General features: G+C 67.5%; 16 protein-coding genes. 5 read left to right on the top strand and 11 right to left on the bottom strand.

The genetic code is table 11. The annotated features are described in order from the left end of the window. Positions 1-54: 54 nt before the first annotated feature. The gene (locus AC1DX5_RS08590) at positions 55-1,686 is read left to right on the top strand and encodes an ArnT family glycosyltransferase (protein WP_478014850.1); all 1,632 of its coding nucleotides are present in this window, start codon (positions 55-57) and stop codon (positions 1,684-1,686) included. A gap of 80 nt (positions 1,687-1,766) precedes the next feature. On the opposite strand, the gene AC1DX5_RS08595 is transcribed toward AC1DX5_RS08590, so the two are convergent. The 4 genes from AC1DX5_RS08595 to AC1DX5_RS08610 are packed head-to-tail and all read right to left on the bottom strand — an operon-like array spanning position 1,767 to position 5,550. After that, on the bottom strand, positions 1,767-2,321 hold the full coding sequence (locus AC1DX5_RS08595) for a cysteine hydrolase family protein (protein WP_465173861.1): 555 nt from the start codon (positions 2,319-2,321) through the stop codon (positions 1,767-1,769). Positions 2,322-2,339: 18 nt separating this feature from the next. Next, positions 2,340-2,966, bottom strand: a complete 627-nt coding sequence (gene leuD / locus AC1DX5_RS08600) for a 3-isopropylmalate dehydratase small subunit (protein ID WP_478014852.1) — start codon at positions 2,964-2,966, stop codon at positions 2,340-2,342. Continuing rightward, positions 2,963-4,366, bottom strand: coding sequence for a 3-isopropylmalate dehydratase large subunit (locus tag AC1DX5_RS08605; RefSeq protein WP_465169436.1), 1,404 nt, complete (start codon positions 4,364-4,366; stop codon positions 2,963-2,965). The genes leuD and AC1DX5_RS08605 overlap by 4 nt, the downstream gene beginning before the upstream one ends. Before the next feature lie 2 nt (positions 4,367-4,368). Then, a complete protein-coding gene (locus AC1DX5_RS08610) occupies positions 4,369-5,550 on the bottom strand; it encodes a CaiB/BaiF CoA transferase family protein (protein ID WP_465169437.1) in 1,182 nt (393 codons plus the stop codon). A 106-nt stretch (positions 5,551-5,656) separates the two neighbouring features. Here AC1DX5_RS08610 and AC1DX5_RS08615 point away from each other — a divergent pair, with 106 nt between their 5' ends. The 4 genes from AC1DX5_RS08615 to AC1DX5_RS08630 are packed head-to-tail and all read left to right on the top strand — an operon-like array spanning position 5,657 to position 9,142. Next, positions 5,657-6,613, top strand: coding sequence for a hydroxymethylglutaryl-CoA lyase (locus AC1DX5_RS08615; RefSeq protein ID WP_478014901.1), 957 nt, complete (start codon positions 5,657-5,659; stop codon positions 6,611-6,613). Further along, complete coding sequence (locus AC1DX5_RS08620) at positions 6,610-7,293, top strand: isochorismatase family protein (protein ID WP_465169438.1); 684 nt, start codon at positions 6,610-6,612, stop codon at positions 7,291-7,293. Before AC1DX5_RS08615 ends, AC1DX5_RS08620 begins: the two co-directional genes overlap by 4 nt. Next, positions 7,293-8,219: a polysaccharide deacetylase family protein gene (locus tag AC1DX5_RS08625; RefSeq protein ID WP_478014854.1), complete on the top strand. Its 927-nt coding sequence runs from the start codon at positions 7,293-7,295 to the stop codon at positions 8,217-8,219. Before AC1DX5_RS08620 ends, AC1DX5_RS08625 begins: the two co-directional genes overlap by 1 nt. Then, positions 8,219-9,142, top strand: coding sequence for a polysaccharide deacetylase family protein (locus tag AC1DX5_RS08630; RefSeq protein WP_465169440.1), 924 nt, complete (start codon positions 8,219-8,221; stop codon positions 9,140-9,142). Before AC1DX5_RS08625 ends, AC1DX5_RS08630 begins: the two co-directional genes overlap by 1 nt. Before the next feature lie 10 nt (positions 9,143-9,152). Here AC1DX5_RS08630 and AC1DX5_RS08635 read toward each other — a convergent pair whose 3' ends face one another. The 7 genes from AC1DX5_RS08635 to AC1DX5_RS08665 are packed head-to-tail and all read right to left on the bottom strand — an operon-like array spanning position 9,153 to position 16,174. Then, positions 9,153-10,010, bottom strand: a complete 858-nt coding sequence (locus tag AC1DX5_RS08635) for an alpha/beta fold hydrolase (protein ID WP_478014856.1) — start codon at positions 10,008-10,010, stop codon at positions 9,153-9,155. Further along, positions 10,007-10,483, bottom strand: a complete 477-nt coding sequence (locus AC1DX5_RS08640) for a nuclear transport factor 2 family protein (RefSeq protein ID WP_478014858.1) — start codon at positions 10,481-10,483, stop codon at positions 10,007-10,009. The genes AC1DX5_RS08635 and AC1DX5_RS08640 overlap by 4 nt, the downstream gene beginning before the upstream one ends. Beyond that, positions 10,480-11,391, bottom strand: a complete 912-nt coding sequence (locus tag AC1DX5_RS08645) for a hypothetical protein (protein ID WP_465169443.1) — start codon at positions 11,389-11,391, stop codon at positions 10,480-10,482. The genes AC1DX5_RS08640 and AC1DX5_RS08645 overlap by 4 nt, the downstream gene beginning before the upstream one ends. Continuing rightward, entirely contained in the window at positions 11,388-12,755 is a 1,368-nt protein-coding gene (locus AC1DX5_RS08650; RefSeq protein WP_478014860.1) for an MFS transporter, read from the bottom strand. The genes AC1DX5_RS08645 and AC1DX5_RS08650 overlap by 4 nt, the downstream gene beginning before the upstream one ends. Beyond that, complete coding sequence (locus AC1DX5_RS08655) at positions 12,752-14,218, bottom strand: aldehyde dehydrogenase (protein ID WP_478014862.1); 1,467 nt, start codon at positions 14,216-14,218, stop codon at positions 12,752-12,754. Before AC1DX5_RS08655 ends, AC1DX5_RS08650 begins: the two co-directional genes overlap by 4 nt. A 1-nt stretch (position 14,219) precedes the next feature. Further along, positions 14,220-14,993 carry a maleate cis-trans isomerase family protein gene (locus AC1DX5_RS08660; RefSeq protein ID WP_478014864.1) on the bottom strand — a complete coding sequence of 258 codons (774 nt, stop codon included), beginning with the start codon at positions 14,991-14,993 and terminating at the stop codon, positions 14,220-14,222. Beyond that, the gene (locus AC1DX5_RS08665) at positions 14,990-16,174 is read right to left on the bottom strand and encodes an FAD-dependent oxidoreductase (RefSeq protein WP_478014866.1); all 1,185 of its coding nucleotides are present in this window, start codon (positions 16,172-16,174) and stop codon (positions 14,990-14,992) included. The genes AC1DX5_RS08660 and AC1DX5_RS08665 overlap by 4 nt, the downstream gene beginning before the upstream one ends. Positions 16,175-16,192 lie beyond the last annotated feature (18 nt).

Raw genomic sequence — 16,192 nt, forward strand, 5'->3', positions numbered from 1 at the left:
ATCGCCCCGGCCCGTAACGGGCGACCCCATGGATGGGCCGAAAAGGGCGCCTTGGTGCTGATTCTCGCGGTGGCGGCTGCGCTGAGGATCCACGGGGTGGGTTTCGGTCTGCCTTCGCTCAACGACCCGGACGAGCCGCTGTTCATGATGACCGCGCTCGAGATGCTGCGGAACCACAGCCTCAATCCGGGCTGGTTCGGCCATCCCGGCACGACCACGCTTTATTGCCTCGCGCTGGTCAGCCTGGCGGTCGGCGGCATCGGCATCGCCACGGGCCGCTTCGCCGACGGCCCGGCGCTGATGGCGGCGGCCTATGCCGACCCCGGCATCCTGTTCCTGCCTGGGCGACTCTTCATCGTCGCGTGCGGCATTGCCTGTGTGGGACTGCTCTGGTCGCTCGGCAGGAAGCTGGGCGGGCCGCGTCTCGGGCTGATCGCGGCGGCATTCCTCGCGGTGAATGCCGTCCATATCCAGTATTCGCAGATCATCCGCACCGACGTGCACGCCACCATCTTCATGCTGTTGTGCACGCAATCGGCCGTGGCGATCGCCCGCAAGGGCCGCCCGCGCGACTATGTGCTGGCGGGCGTCTGGGCCGGCCTTGCCTGCGCGACCAAATGGCCCGCGGTGATCATCATCCTCAATCCGCTCTGCGCCGGCCTCTATCGCGGTCTGTCCGATCGCCGCGATTTGCACCGCCTGGCGCTGCTGCCTGCGGCCGCGCTCGCCGCCCTGCTGATCGCCTCGCCCTATCTGGTGCTCGATCACGCAACGGTGCTGCACAACCTCGCCGGAGAAGCACGCACGGTCCATCCGGGCGCCACGGGCGGCGGCTTCCTCGCCAATCTCGGCTGGTATGTCTGGCACCCGCTGCTGAGCTCCTTCGGCCCGGTCGGGCTAGCGCTGGTCGCGGCCGGCACCCTGGGCGCGCTGTCCCGCCCCCGAATCGCCGCGGCGGTCCTGCCGGGGGGCCTCGCCTTCATGGTCGTCATCGGCGGACAGGCCCTGTTATGGGAGCGCTGGATCGTGCCGATGCTGCCGTTCGCCGCGCTCGCCGCCGCGGCCGCGCTCTGCTGGCTGGCCGACTGGGCGCGGGCCCGGCTGAATCGCCCCTTGCCCTTTCTCGACGCTGCAGCGGCGCTGCTGCTGCTGATCCCGATGCTGCAAGCCGCGCGGGTGGGCGCGATCGAGCGCGCGCAGGACACGCGCCAGGTCGCCAGCGCCTGGATCCGCGCCAACGTCCCGCGCGGCAGCACGATCGTGACGGAACCTGCCGCCTTCGATCTGCTGCAGGGGCCATGGCGCTTCCTCTTCCCGCTCGGTTCGCTCGGCTGTGTCGATGCCCGCGCCATCCTCGCGGGGCAAATCCGCTATTCGAAGGTCGAGACCGTGCGATCGGGGCGCGCCGTGGTCGATCTGGCGCATGTGGATGCGGCACAGATCCCGACCTGCCATGCCGATATCGCAATCCTGTCCCATTATGACGGCTATCGGGCCGATCCAGCGCTTTTCCAGGATGAACTGAGTCGCTACGCGCTGTTGCTTCGGGGAGGCAGGCAATTGGCCGTTTTCCGCCCGCAACCCGGCTCGCGCACTGGGCCGGTCGTGCGGATCATGCGCCTGGCCCGCACGCAGACAGCGTTCACGCACCCGAAGTCACCGAGACGGGCTGGACCCACACGGTAGCGATTGATCGCGACTCCCGCGATCTCGACCGGATCAGCGATCCGGCGATCCATCGCGGCGGGTCGACCATGTCGTCCGGTTCATCCCAGGCCAGCCGCCCATTCGGCGCCCGAAACCACCCTGGCCTGCCGCGGGAATATCTTCCGCATCAGCACGTCGTGCACTTCGGCGTCCGGATCGAAACAGCCGTCGGACAGCACGGTCATGCGATAGGTCATGTCGAACGCCTGGCGCAGCGTCGAGAGCACCACGCCACCCGTCGATACGCCGGCCAGCACCAGATCGCGGATGTCGTGCGCGCGCAGCACCAGTTCCAGGCCGCTGCCGGCAAAGGCGCTGAAACGGCGCTTGTCGATCACCGGCTCGCCGTCCTGCGGCACGAATTCCTCCAGCAGCCGCGACGATGCGCCGCTGAACCGGCCCGCCGCCTTCGCCCCGGAAAAGACCGGAGTCTCCTCGCCGATTTCCGGATAGCCGTCGCGGAAGCCCACCTTGACGAAGATCACTCTCACACCGCTGGCCCGCGCCGCCGCCAGCGCGTCGAGCGCGACCTGCACCGTGCCGGCCGCGCGCGAATGCTCGGCGATGTCGGCCTGGAAATCCATCAGCAGCAAGGCGGTACGGGCATTCGACATGGAAAATTCCTCTTGGGGTCAGCCGAGATAGGCCCAGGGCCTGAGCGCCCGGTCGGTCGCCTGGAACGCTGCGATGTCGGCGCCGCGTTCGAGCGTCAGGTCGATCGCGTCGATGCCGAACAACAGCATCCGCCGCGCCTCGTCGTCGATCCGGAAGATCCAGTCGCGATCCGCCACCGTCACGCGCAGAGCCTCCAGATCGATCGTGACCTGTTCACCGCCAGCGCTCGCCTCGACTATATCAGCGATCACGCGCACCGCCTCCTCGGTCAGTTCGACCGGCACGATGCCGTTGCGCACGCAATTGCCGCGAAAGATCGGGTTGAAGCTCGTCGCGATCACTGCGCGGAAACCATATTCGGCCAACGCCCAGGCGGCATGTTCGCGGCTCGATCCGCAACCGAAATTCGCACCGCCGATCAGAATCCGCGCGTTCGCAAATTCAGGCCGGTTGAGCACGAAACCGTGCTCGGGTTCGCGCCCGCCAATCGCGGTATATCGCCACCCGGCGAACAGCCCGTCCGCCAGCCCTTTCTTCGATACCGATTTCATCTCGCGCGACGGGATGATCGCGTCGGTATCGATATTGTCGCGCACCAGCGGCAGCGCGACGGCGGCGAGCGAGCGGAACGGGGCCGCGCTCATGCCGCCAGCACCCGCGGGTCGGCGATATGCCCGGCGATCGCCGAGGCCGCCACCGTCTCCGGCGAAGCGAGGTGCGATCGGGTCTCCGGCCCCTGCCGGCTTTCGAAATTGCGGTTGGTCGACGTGATTACACGCTGCCTGAAACCGAAGCTCTCGCCCCCGGCGAAGAAACACATGGAGCACCCTGCCTCGCGCCATTCGAACCCGGCGTCGCGGAACACCCGGTCCAGCCCCTCGGCTTCGGCCGCAGCTTTGACGGCGGTCGATCCCGGCACGCAGATCGCCTTCACGCCTGCGGCCACCTTGCGCCCGCGCAAGATGTCCGCCGCGCGCCGCAGGTCGGAGATACGGGCATTGGTGCACGATCCGATGAACGCGGCATCGATCGGCAGCGTCTCCAGCCGGTCGCCGGGCTTAAGCCCCATATAGCTCAGCGCGCGATCATGCGCCGCCTGGGTCCCGCACGCCACCGCATCAAAGGCCGGCACCGGCTCGCCCAGCGCCAGCGCCTGTTGCGGGCTGGTGCCCCAGGACACCATCGGCGGCACATCGGCCGCGTCGATGACATGATCTGCGTCGAACACCGCGTCCTCGTCGGAGTTCAGCGTGCGCCAGAATGCCACCGCTCCGTCCCACGCCGCGGCGTCGGGCGCATAGCTGCGCCCCTGCAGATAGGCGAACACCACTTCGTCCGGCGCGATGATCGCGGAAAAGGCAGCGAGCTCGGTCGCCATGTTGCACAGGGTCAGCCGCCCCTCGACGTCGAGCGCGCGCACGGCCTCGCCGGCATATTCGAGATGATGCCCGCTCGCCCCGGCCGATCCGAACCGCGAGACGATGTGCAGCGCGAGGTCCTTCGCCGTCACGCCCGTGCCGAGACGCCCGCGGACGGTGATCCGCATCGTCTTCGGCTTGCGCACCCGCAGCGTCGCTGTCGCCAGCGCATGTTCGGCTTCAGTCGATCCGATGCCCCAGGCCAGCGCGCCAAGCGCCCCTTGCGTGCAGGTATGGCTGTCCGGACAGACCAGCGACAGGCCCGGCAGCACGATGCCCTGCTCGGGCGAGATTACATGCACGATGCCCTGCCGCGGGTCGCCGATGTCGAACAGGGTCAGCCCGGCGTCCAGCGCGGCCTTGCGCGTGGCAGTGATGAACTGCGTGCCGGTCGGCATGATCGTGCGATCGCCCCGCCCCGGCAGCGTATCGACGATATGGTCCATCGTCACGAATACCTGGGCCGGCACGGCGACTGCACGGCCCGCCTCGGCAAGGCTCTCCAGCGCGACGCTGCCGGTCCGTTCGTGCAGCAATATCCGGTCGATCAGGAGCAGGTCGGTCCCCTCTCCCAGATCGGCGATGGTGTGCAGGTCCCATAATTTGTCGAACAGCGTACGGCCCATGGTCAGGCGACTCCGCCGTTCGCCCGCAACTCGGCGATCGCCGGCGCCCCATAGCCAAGCTCGGCCAGCACGGCATCGCTGTCGGCGCCGATCCGGGGAATGTCGCGCTGAAGCTCAAGCCGCGCGCCGTCCAGCTCGACCGGCAGGCCCGGCAGCTTGGTCGTGCGGCCATCGGGCAGGGTCAGCTCGATCAGCCCGCCCGCATTCAGATGCGCATCGTCGAACAGATCCTCGGGCCGCGCGATCGGGGCGAACGGCAGGCCGATCGCCTCCACTTTCGCGATCAGCTCGGCGCGCGGCATCGCGCCGAACAAGGCGCGAATCTGCGGCACAATCTCGTCGCGCGCCAACACGCGCTGGTTGTTCCTGGCGAAGCGCGGATCGGCGCCCAGCGCGTCGAGCCCGAAGGCAGCGCAGAACGCCACCCATTGCGCATCGCTCACCACGCCGACGAACAATTGCTCGTCCGGCACGGCGGTATCGAACACGTCGTAGATCGCCCAGGCCGAGATGCGCACCGGCATCGGCCGCGCCGCCTGCCCGGTCACCGCCGCCTGCGCCATATGCTGGCCGACCAGGAAGGCAGTGGTCTCGTACAGCGAGCAGCGCACCTCACCCCCCTCCCCGGTGCGGTGGCGACGTTCCAGCGCGGAAAGGATGCCGATCACGCCGAACATGCCGCCGGTGATGTCGATTACCGAGGAACCCGCGCGAAGCGGCCGGCCGGGAGGCCCGGTCATATAGGCGAGGCCGCCCATCATCTGAGTCACTTCGTCGAGCGCCGTGCGGTTCTCATAGGGGCCGGCAAGGAATCCCTTGGCCGAGCAATAGATCAGCCCGGGATTTTCCGCCTTCAGCGATTCGTAGGACAGGCCCAGCCGCGCGAGCGTGCCGGGGCGGAAATTCTCGATCAGGATGTCGGCGTCGACGGCCAGCTGGCGCGCTACCTTCAACCCCGCCTCGCTCTTCAGGTCGAGGCAGATGCTGCGCTTGTTGCGGTTGAACATCGGAAAATAGCCCGCGCCGGAACCCAGCAACTCGCGCGTCTGGTCGCCGCCGATCGGCTCGACCTTGACGACCTCGGCACCAAGGTCCGCCAGGATCACGCCGACCGCCGGCCCCATCACCATATGGGTGAATTCGACGACTTTCAGGCCGGCCAGCGGTAAGGCGCTCTGCTTCATTCGTATCTCGATATTGCTGTAAGCACGCCTTGAATGGCGCGTTTCATTTGATATAGACGTAAGACAAATAACGCAACGGGCAACGAAAGGTCCTCCAGTGAACGTCATGGACGGCATCGACATTCTGGTCAGCGAGGTGGGCCCGCGCGACGGGTTGCAGAGCATCTCGCCGATCATGCCGACCGAGACGAAGAAGGCGTGGATCAGCGCTGAAGCAGCCGCCGGCGTGCGCGAGATCGAGGTCGGCAGCTTCGTGCCGGCCAGCGTCCTGCCCCAACTCGCCGACACCGCAGAGATCGTCGCCCACGCGCTCACCATCCCGGGCCTGACCGTCGCGGTGCTGGTTCCCAACGTGCGCGGCGCGCAGGCCGCGATCAAGGCCGGCGCGCACAAGATCACCCTGCCGCTGTCGGTATCCGAAACGCATTCGTTGGCCAATCTGCGCCGCACGCACGAACAGGTGCTGGCCGGTGCCAGGGAAATCGCCGCGATGATCGCTGCCTTGCCGGCGGGGCGCCGTCCGCATTTCGAAGGGAGCCTGTCGACCGCGTTCGGCTGCACGCTCGAAGGCCCGATTCCGGATGCGCAGATCGCCCGCCTCGCCGAGGGGCTGATGGCGGCTGGCTGCGACGAGGTCGGCATTTCCGACACCACTGGCTATGCCGATCCCGCGGCGGTGAAGCGGCTGATCGCGCTGGTGCGGAATGCCGTCGGCGGTGATGCCGTCACCGGCATTCACCTGCACAACACGCGCGGCCTCGGCCTTGCCAACGCGCTCGCTGCGCTCGAATGCGGCCTCACCACGCTCGATTCGTCGCTCGGTGGCCTGGGCGGTTGTCCCTTTGCGCCGGGCGCATCCGGCAATATCGTCACCGAGGATCTCGTCTTCATGCTCGAGGCGATGGGCCTGCGCACCGGCATCGATATCGATCGGCTGACCGCGGTGCGCGAGATTCTGGCGCACGCCCTGCCGGGCGAGCCGCTTTATGGTTTTATCCCCGATGCGGGCGTGCCGCTCGGGTTCAAGACGGCCGCTGCGCGCCGGATCGAGGAGGTTGCATGAATATCGTCGGCACGAAGATGGTCAGCGACGGCAAGACCGCGCGACAGCTGTTCGACGAGGTGATGGCCAACCCGGCGCGCGCCAAGTTCGGCTTCGGCGACAAGCTCGCGATCGTGAACGTCGATTTCCAGAACGCCTATACCCGCATCGACGAATTCAAGACTGCCTATGAAACCGATCCGCGCCAGATCGAATACGTCAACACCCTCTCCCGCCTGGCACGCGCCAAGGGCATGCCGGTGGTGTGGACTCACGTCGCCTATGCCGAGGACGCGTCCGATGCCGGTGTGTGGGGAACGCGCACCAACACCCCGGATTCGCTGCAGAACATCAAATATGACTCGCGCCGCCACGCGTTCGACGATCGCTGCGAGATCGATCATGCGAAGGACGCGATCTACACCAAGCGCATGCCCTCGCCCTTCTTCGAAACGCCGCTGCAGAGCCTGCTCGTGTGGCACAAGGTGGATACGGTGGTGATCACCGGCGGGTCGACCTCGGGCTGCGTCCGCGCGGCCGCGGTCGACTCGCTCTCGCGCGGCTATCGCACGATCGTCCCGATCGAGACCTGCGCCGACAAGCATGAGAGCTATCACTTCGCCAACCTTACTGATCTTCAGCTGAAATATGCCGATGTCGAGCCGGTCCAGACCGTGATCGACTGGCTGGAGGCGCGTTGATGCGGGAAGGTGATGCCGATCCCGGCCTGTACGATTTCCGCCCTTACCGCGATCGTGCGAAGATCGCCTGGCCCGACGGCAAGACAGTCGCCGTCTGGATATCCCCGAACATCGAATTCTACGAACTGGATCCGCCGGCCAACCCGCATCGCAAGAGCTGGGCGAAGCCGCATCCGGACGTGGTCGGCTACAGCCACCGCGATTATGGCAACCGCGTCGGCCACCAGCGGCTGGTCGACGTCATGGAACGCCACGGTTTCAGGGGCTCCGTCTCGCTGTCGGTCGCAATGTGCCAGCATCATCCGGAGATCATCGCCCAGGTCAACGCGCTTGGCTGGGAATTCTTCAGCCACGGCGTCTACAACACGCGCTACAGCTACGGCATGGACGAGGCGCAGGAGCGCGCGCTGATCGAGGATTCGATCGGCACGGTCCGCGAGGCGACCGGCCAGACGATCAAGGGATGGCTCGCCCCAGCCCTTACGCACACGCCGCGCACGCTCGATCTGATCGCCGAATATGGCCTGACCTATACTTGCGATCTGTATCATGACGATCAGCCGGGGCCGGTGCATGTCGCCGCGGGCCGGCTGGTGTCGATGCCGTACAGCCTAGAGGTGAACGATCATTACGGCTTCTCGGTCTACAACATGTCCCCCCGGGAATATGCCGAAACGCTGATCCGCCAATTTGATCGCCTCGCGGCGGAGGGCGCGCAGTCCGGCACGGTGATGTGCATCCCGCTGCACGCCTATCTGATCGGCCAGCCGCACCGCATCGGCGCGTTCGAGGAGGTGCTGCGCCACATCGCCGCCGACGGGCGCGCCTGGATCACCCGCAGCGGCGACATCGCCGATCATTTCCTGGCCCATGATTACGATGCCGCCATGGCTGACGCGGCGCGCTACACGACGAAAGGCCGGTAATGGCGCTCGATCCCGCGTATCTCGAATATTCCCGGCGCCGCCACGGCATGGACCATGATTCCTATCCGTGGTCGAGCATCACGGAACGACCGCCGCTCGCCTGGCCCGGCGGCAAGGGCGTCGCGGTATGGATGCTGGTCAATCTCGAATGGTTTCCGATCACCCCGGCCGACAAGCCGTTCCGCGCGCCGGGGCACATGCAGACCTCCTATCCCGATTATCGCCATTATACGGCGCGCGAATATGGCACGCGCGTCGGCTTCTATCGCCTGCTCGATGCTTTCGCGAAGGTCGGCGCGCCCGTCTCGGTCGCGGTCAACGCGGCCATTGCCGATCGCTATCCCTCGATCATCGCCGATATCGTCGCCGCGGGGCATGAGATCGTCGCGCATTCGACTGACATGAACGGCACCATCGCCAGCGGCATGGGTTCGGATGCGGAGCGAGAATTGATCCTGAAGTCGATCGATTCGCTTGAAAAGGTTTCAGGCAAGCGCCCGCGCGGCTGGCATTCGATCGCCCGCTCGCAAAGCTTCGCCACACCCGGCCTGCTGGTCGAGGCAGGCCTCGACTATATGTGCGATTGGGTGAACGACGAGCTCCCCTATCGCTTCGCCACACCCCAGGGCGACATCGTCAACCTGCCGCTCAACCACGAGCTCTCGGATCGACAGATCCTGGTCAACCAGCAGCATTCAGTCGATTCCTATGTCGAGCAGATGACCGACGCCTATGACCTGCTCGAAGCCGAAAGCGCGACCTTTGGCGGGCGCATGCTGCCGCTCAACCTCACGCCGTACATCATGGGCCTGCCTTACCGGATCGACGCGTTCGAACGCCTGCTCGCCGATCTCGCGGCCCGCCCGGCCACCTGGTTCGCGCGCGGCGATGAGATCGTCGATGCGGCGAAGGGCGTGATCTAGGGCTGGATCGTCACCCCGGACGTACGCCCGGTCCACCGGGCCGCAAAAACCGCAAGATGGACGCGGCCTTGGCCGCGGCCGAGCGCCCGACATCCTCGATCCGGCCGTTCGGCAACAACGCGGCGAGCCCTTCGCTCGCCGCGCGCAACTCGGGCAATTCGCCTTCCGCGCGCCACACCAGCGTTTCGGCCCGCACGAGCGGCAGGCGCTCCGTCGCGGCATAGCGGAACGCGGCGCGGTATGCCTTGTGATAGGAGGTCAGCCCCTTCAGCACATCGAGCGTCGCGGCGTGCAGGTCCGCCGCGGACGGCATCGCGCGGGTCATCAGCCGGTGCTCGGGATCGCGCAGGAAGTGCGGGAAATGCACGACCTGATCGCGGATATAGTTGAAGGCCCAGGCGAACTGCCCGCCATAATCGTCCGGTGCCATCGCCGGGGCGTAATGCTTCAGGAACAGGTCGCGCGTCTCGGGCGGATAATCGGTCAGACCGTCCAGGATCAGCCGCCCGATGCGATCCGGATGGCGGACCGCCGTCTCGATCGCGATCCGTGCGCCCGTATGCGTGCCATACAGGTCGCACCGTTCGATCTCCATCCTGTCGAGCAGGCCGGCCAGCGTATCGGCATACCAGTCCATCGCCGGATCGGCCGGGGCGAAGCCGTCCGAATCGCCGTTGCCCGGCGTGTCCGGCGCGATCAGCGGTGGGCAGTATTTCGCCGTACCCAGCGCGCCGAGCAGTGGCGCCAGCGCCCGCGACGATCCGGGCGAGGCATGGACCAGCACCAGCGGCGTACCCTCGCCCTCCACGCGCCGCAGATGCACCAGCCCCTGCGGCAGGCGCACGAACGCGCGGTCGATCTGCGTCACGCCCTGGCGGCGATGCGGTCGTGCAGCGCCGGATCGACCATCGCCTCGGCGGCGTGCCGGAGCTGGATCAGCGCAGCGAGCGGGGCCTCGACATAGTGGAACAGCTTCCACACGCCCTCGCGCCGCCGCAGCATCGCGCTCACCCGTACCGCGCCGCCGAACGGCCGGGGGTAGAGTCGGTTGCCCGGGATGAAGACGTTCCAGCGCATATGATAAAAGGCGATGGCGATATCGTCTGCCGCCTGCCGCACGGTCAGCCGGTCGTGAGTCAGCAGCCGGTCGGATTTGCTGCGGTCGATCGCCCAATAGGCATGCACGGCCGGCCATCCGATCATCGGCTCCGCCTCTTCGGCGACGTAGATCGGGCTCTCCTCCGCCTCGTCCCACATCGCGCGCATCGCCGGCACGTCATAGGCGTTCCACAGCCGCACATAGTCAGCGACGAAGGCAGAGATTTCCTGGTCGATAGTCATGCCGATTCCTTCGCAAGATCGCTGGCCGCGAGTTCGATGAGCTCCCCCGCCGCGCCGGACCAGAGCGACAGGCCCTCCCCCGGTGGGGCGGAAAGCGGCAGCGCGGCCAAAATGTCCGGATCATAGCCGTCGGCATTCGCCCGAACGTCGAGCGTCACGATCGCCATGCCCGGCGGCAGATCGCCTGGCCGGGTCGGCCGCGGACCCATCGCATCGGCATAGCCGTCGAGTTCGATGACCGTGCCCCAGTCGATCTCAACCAGCCCGAGATCGGTCTTGTGGTCGGCCGGCAGGCCGTTCGCCTCGTTGATGATGCCGATCGGCGTCGGCCTGGGCGGGCGGACGTGATTGTCGAACCGCGCGGCATAAGCGGCGTTCATCGCCTCAATGTCAGGCCCGCCGGCAACGACCGAGAAGACTCGCCCGACGAACGACTTTGCGGGTCCGAGGTTCATCCCGCAGCCCGGTGGCGCATGCGTGAGATACACGCATTCTCCGGCCGGCCCGATCACCTGCATCGCGCTGATCTTCGGATAATTGGTCAACGGCCGCGGCCCGCCGATGCGGCGGAAGGGCGATCCCTCGATCCGTTCGGCCAGCGCGTTCACGTCCTCGACGATGATCTCGGTCGCATTCCAGCCATGCGTGGTGAGGGCCCGCCATGGCTCGACATGGGGCGTCTCGATGAAACGCAGCGGCACGCGTTCCCCACTTGCCGGCTCGAGCGAGACATAGGGCCGCCCCGCTGCCTCGGGTGCGTTCCAGAATGCCGCCCGCCCGGCCGACACGACGCCGCGATCGGCGACGCAATATTCGAGCACGTCGCAATAGGCACGTTCCATCGCGACGATGTCCGGCACTGAATACGTCACGGCGCGGATTCCGCCCAGGCGGCGTCGATCGGTCATGCGCGGGATTCCCTTGCGGCGGAAAGGGCGATCAACCCCTCGACCTCGATGACGCCGCGGCGATAACCACCGAAACCGAACAGGACGATCAGGATCGCCGGAATACCGATCACCGCTGCCTCGATCGCGATGGCGTAACGCAGGGCGGCCGGATCGCCGAACCAGTCGACCATCAGGCCGACCGGCAGCGGGCCGAGGATCAGGCTCACGAGACTGAGGATCATGAAATAGAGCGCGGTGACGGTCGATCGCACGTCGCTCGACGTCAACATGGTGAGCGAAGCCGGTCCGCACGTGCCGCACAGGCATTGGCCGAACATGAAGAAAGCGAAGCCGATCGCTGCCCATTCGCCGCTCGGCGCCAGCGGATAGAGGATCGTCGCCGGCACGACGATGCAGATGCCCAGCAGGAAAGCGCGCAGGGTGCCGTCCTTCTTGCCGGCCTTCAGCCCGCGGCTCGCCAGCCAGCCGGCAAAGACATAACCGACCGCGCCGACCACCAGGTAGATCAACCCTGCCGTCACGCCGAAGCGCCGAACGTCCCAGCCCCAGGTCCGCTCGAACAGGGCGACGTTCCACAGGCTCAGCGTGCCGAGCGTCAGCGACCCGGCATTGCCGAGCACCAGCGGCCCGAATGCCCGCCAGCGCGTGGCCATGAAGCCGATTGCGGACAGTAGGGGTACATGCTTGTGTGCGTCAGCGCCGATCGCGCCGCCGATGCGTTCAGTCCGCTGCGGCTCCCGGATCAGCAGGATCAGGGCGGCGAGAAGCAGGCCCGGCGGACCGGCGACGAGGAACACCAGCTGCCAATGCTCGACCGCGCCGGCCAGCGGCATCACCACCGGCGGCAGGCTCGAGACATAGGCGACCAGCGGGCCGCCGCCGAGGAACGCCATGGCTGATCCGAAAGTCGTGCCAGCCATCATCAGCGCGATCGCGCGCGGGCGGCGGCTGCGGTCGAAATAATCGCTGATCAGGGACAGCGCGCACGGCGTCAGCGCCGCCTCGCCCAGCCCGACGCCGAGCCTGGAAACGAGCAGCAGGCCAAAACTATGGGCGAACCCAGCCATCACCGTCATCACGCACCAGATCGCGATTGCCCCGGCCAGCAGCTTGCGGCGGCTGTAGCGGTCGGCAAGGTACCCGGCCGGCAGCGCCATGGTGCAATAGAAGACCGCGAATGCCGGGCCGAGCATCAACCCGACCTGGAAGTCGGTGAGGTCGAGGCTGGCCTTGATCGGCTTGATCAACAGGCTCGGCAGGAAGCGGTCGAGATGCGACAGCGCCTGCGCGAAGAACAGCAGCAGCACCGCCGCCCATGGTTGCCACAGGAACCGGGTCGGTGCGGCCGCCGTGGCGGTCAAGCGCCGAGCTTCCGCAGGGTGATCGGCCGGCGCGGGATCGTGACCGCTTTCTGCCGCGTGTAGAAATCCTCGCACGCCCGTCCGCCGTCGGCGCCGATACCCGATTCCTTCCAGCCGCCGAACGGCGCGCGCAGTTCGCGCATCATCGGCGTGTTGCACCACACGATGCCGGCCTGGATACGCTCCTGCGCTTCCATGATCCGCATCAGGCTCTGCGACCAGACATAGGAGACCAGCCCGAAGCGGCTGGCATTGGCGAGCGCGTACGCCTCCTCGTCGGTATCGAACACCAGGATCGCGCCGAATGGGCCGAAAATCTCTTCCTGGCAGACGCGCGAATCATTGGAGTCCGCGCGCACCAGGGTCGGCTCGACATAGCAGCCGCGCTCGAACGCCGGCGCGCGCTTGCCGCCGGTGAGCAGCGCGACACCCGCTTCGCCCGGCTGCGGCACGAAGCTCAGCACATGCGCCATGTGCCGGGCCGAGACGAGCGGCCCGATCTCCGTCGCCGGATCGCGCGGATCGCCGACCCGGATGCGCTTCGCCCGTTCGACGAGCGCTTCGATGAAGCGATCGGCGGTCCCGCGCTGTACCAGGATGCGCGATCCGGCCAGGCATTGCTGGCCATTGTTGGTGAAGATGCCGAGCAGCGCCCCATCCACCGCCTGATCGAAATCGGCGTCATCGAACACGATATTCGCCGATTTGCCGCCCAGCTCCACCGTGGCCGGCTTGAGCAATTCGCCGGCCGTGCGCATGATCACGCGGCCGGTGGGCGTGCCGCCGGTGAAGGTCACGACATCGACGTCCGGGTTGCGGATCAGCCGGTCGCCCGTGGTCGCGCCGCGACCGTTGACGAGGTTGACCACGCCTTCGGGAATGCCCGCCGCGCCCAGGATCTCGACCAGCCGGCTGATCCCGAGCGGCGCCTGTTCGGACGGTTTCAGCACGCAGGAATTGCCGAAGGCGATGCACGACGCGATCTTCATCGATCCCAGCGCCAGCGGGGAGTTCCACGGGCTGATCAGCGCCGCAACGCCGATCGGCTCGCGCCGCACGAAGGTCAGATAGTCCGGGTTCTGCTCGAACAGCTCGCCCGCGCTCTGACCGATATAATCGGCGAAGAAGCGGAAATTGTCCGCTGCGCGCGGGATCGATCGGCCCTTGATCTGGGCCAGCGGCAGGCCAGTATTGGCGCATTCGAGATCGCCCAGCTCGGCCGTCGCGGCATCGATCAGGTCAGCGCAGGTGCGCAGCACTGCCTGTCTTTTCTCGACTGGCATGGTCCGCCAAGTCCCTTGGTCGAAGCTGCGCCGCGCCGCGGCCACGGCACGGTCGATCGTCGCGTCGTCGGCCTCGGGCAATTCGACGATCAGCGCGTCGGTGGCCGGATCGATCACCGGGATCGGCGCTGCGCCGGTGCTGACGGTCTCGCCGTCGATCCATGCGGTTATCATGGTCATCTCATTGTCCTTTCGGGTCGATCGCCGCCGCGCAGCGGGCATGCCAGGCGCGGGAAGCGGCAGGGTCGAGCAGGTCGCCGGCACCCACCGCCGCACAAAGCGCCGCGGCGAGGCAGAGGTTGGAAGACAGGATCGGTACGCCCGCCGTCGCGCTGGCGATCAGCGGCAGCGAGGGCATGCCGGTGCCGCTCAGCAGCACGACGTCGACCGCGCTAAGGTCGATCCGCGCCAGTGCCGCCGCGGCGGCATCGCTGCCCAGCGCGTAGATGCCGCGCGTATCCGCGTCCGGTGCGAGATCGCCCGCTGCGGCGACCGCGACGATCTCATAACCCAGCCCGGACCAGTAGCGCGTCGCCGCCTCGGCCAGCGCCGCCGGATAGGGGGAGATGAGCGCGATACGCCGCGCGCCGATCCGCTGCAGCGCGCGATGGATCGCCTCGGCCGCGGTGATGATCGGATAGCCGAAACGGTCCTCGCACGCGGCGGTCGTCGCGCGCACGTCGTCCGGTGCGATCAGATAGGACGATGCCGTGCAGGCGAAGCCGAACACGTCCGGGCGGAACGTGTCGAACGCCGCGAGGTGCTCGGCCAGGTCGAGCAGGTAGGCGCGCAACCGGTCGGCCGGTGCGCTCGCCCCGCTGGTCAGCCGCGTGACGGTCAGGCTGACCGCCGGCGGCAGCAGGATGGCGAATTCGGTCTCGACCGTCGGATTGGCCTGCGGCGTGCCGATGCCGATGCGGCCCGCGCGGCCGTAATCATAGCCGCCCGCGGTCATGCGATCTCGGCCGCGCGCCGCAGCCCCGCGATCATCGAGCTGCGCAGCAGATGCGCGCGCGCCTGTTCCGGGTCGGCCGCGACGGCCTGCAGCGCGGTCAGCATCTCGCGGCGCTTGTCGCCGTCGCGTTCCTGCATCCGCGCGCGGTTGCGGTCGGCCTGCGCCAGTACCTCCTGCTCGGCGATAGGACGGCGGCGGCGCGTATAGCGGTCGAGCAGCGCCTCCCCTGCCCCGCCCCACACCTGCCGCAAGGTCTCGGCCAGCTCGAACGCGTCGTGCACGCCGCCGTTCATGCCCATGCCACCGGCGGGCGAATTGACGTGCGCTGCGTCCCCGGCGAGCAGGATGCGGCCGGCGCGGTAATCGTCGGCGATGCGCATGTGCACGCGGTAGGCGCGCGTCTCCAGCACGTCGTGCGGCGTATCGCTCGGCGCGATCTCCTGCAGCTTGCGCGCGATGCTGGCCGGCGTCAGCCCGTCCTCGATGCTCTCGTCATGATCGGGATAGAGGCTGCAGCGCCACAGCTGCCTGAGCCGCAGCAGCGAGAAGGTGCCGCCCGCCTTCCACACATAATTGACGTTCGACAGGCCCGGCAGATGATCCTGGAACGGAAAGGTCGTCGTCGCGAGGATCGTCGTCTCGGGATAGGTCTTGCCCTCGAAGCCGATCCCGGCCGCCTGCCGCACCACGCTGCGCGATCCGTCGGCGCCGATCACATAGCGGGCGGTGAACGCGACGGGATCGCCGCCCGCCACCGGGCGCGCCGTCACCGTCACCCCGTCCGCATCCTGCACCACGCGCTCGACTCGCTGGCCGAGCAGCAACCGCACCTTGCCCTCCGCCCCGAGCCGCTCGAGCAGCAGCGCGCACAGCCGCGACTGTTCGCACTGCAGGCGAAACGGATGCCGCGTGTCCCCGGCCAGCACCGAAAGGTCGAATTCGGCGCGCTCGCCCGTCTCGTGAAGGCGGATCTGCCAGGTCGGGCTGCGCAGGCCCTGCGCCACCAGCGGCGCGGCGAGCCCGAGCGTATCGAGCATGTCGAGCGTCGGCGGATGGAAGGTCGAGGCGCGCAGGTCGGTCGCCAGCACCGGCTCCTCGGCGATCAGCGTGCAGGGGATGCCGTGCTGCCCGAGCAGATAGGCGGCGGTGAGCCCGACCGGCCCTGCCCCGACAACGATCACGCCCGTTTCCATGCCCGT

Source organism: Sphingomonas sp. P2_B6, from assembly GCF_056404755.1.

Coding starts and splice junctions, on each gene's coding strand:
- AC1DX5_RS08640 (WP_478014858.1), bottom strand. CDS start 10,483: ATGACTATCGACCAGGAAATCTCTGCCTTCGTCGCTGACTATGTGCGG.
- AC1DX5_RS08655 (WP_478014862.1), bottom strand. CDS start 14,218: ATGACCATGATAACCGCATGGATCGACGGCGAGACCGTCAGCACCGGC.
- AC1DX5_RS08595 (WP_465173861.1), bottom strand. CDS start 2,321: ATGTCGAATGCCCGTACCGCCTTGCTGCTGATGGATTTCCAGGCCGAC.
- AC1DX5_RS08625 (WP_478014854.1), top strand. CDS start 7,293: ATGCGGGAAGGTGATGCCGATCCCGGCCTGTACGATTTCCGCCCTTAC.
- AC1DX5_RS08660 (WP_478014864.1), bottom strand. CDS start 14,993: ATGACCGCGGGCGGCTATGATTACGGCCGCGCGGGCCGCATCGGCATC.
- AC1DX5_RS08630 (WP_465169440.1), top strand. CDS start 8,219: ATGGCGCTCGATCCCGCGTATCTCGAATATTCCCGGCGCCGCCACGGC.
- AC1DX5_RS08645 (WP_465169443.1), bottom strand. CDS start 11,391: ATGACCGATCGACGCCGCCTGGGCGGAATCCGCGCCGTGACGTATTCA.
- AC1DX5_RS08615 (WP_478014901.1), top strand. CDS start 5,657: ATGGACGGCATCGACATTCTGGTCAGCGAGGTGGGCCCGCGCGACGGG.
- AC1DX5_RS08605 (WP_465169436.1), bottom strand. CDS start 4,366: ATGGGCCGTACGCTGTTCGACAAATTATGGGACCTGCACACCATCGCC.
- leuD (WP_478014852.1), bottom strand. CDS start 2,966: ATGAGCGCGGCCCCGTTCCGCTCGCTCGCCGCCGTCGCGCTGCCGCTG.
- AC1DX5_RS08610 (WP_465169437.1), bottom strand. CDS start 5,550: ATGAAGCAGAGCGCCTTACCGCTGGCCGGCCTGAAAGTCGTCGAATTC.
- AC1DX5_RS08620 (WP_465169438.1), top strand. CDS start 6,610: ATGAATATCGTCGGCACGAAGATGGTCAGCGACGGCAAGACCGCGCGA.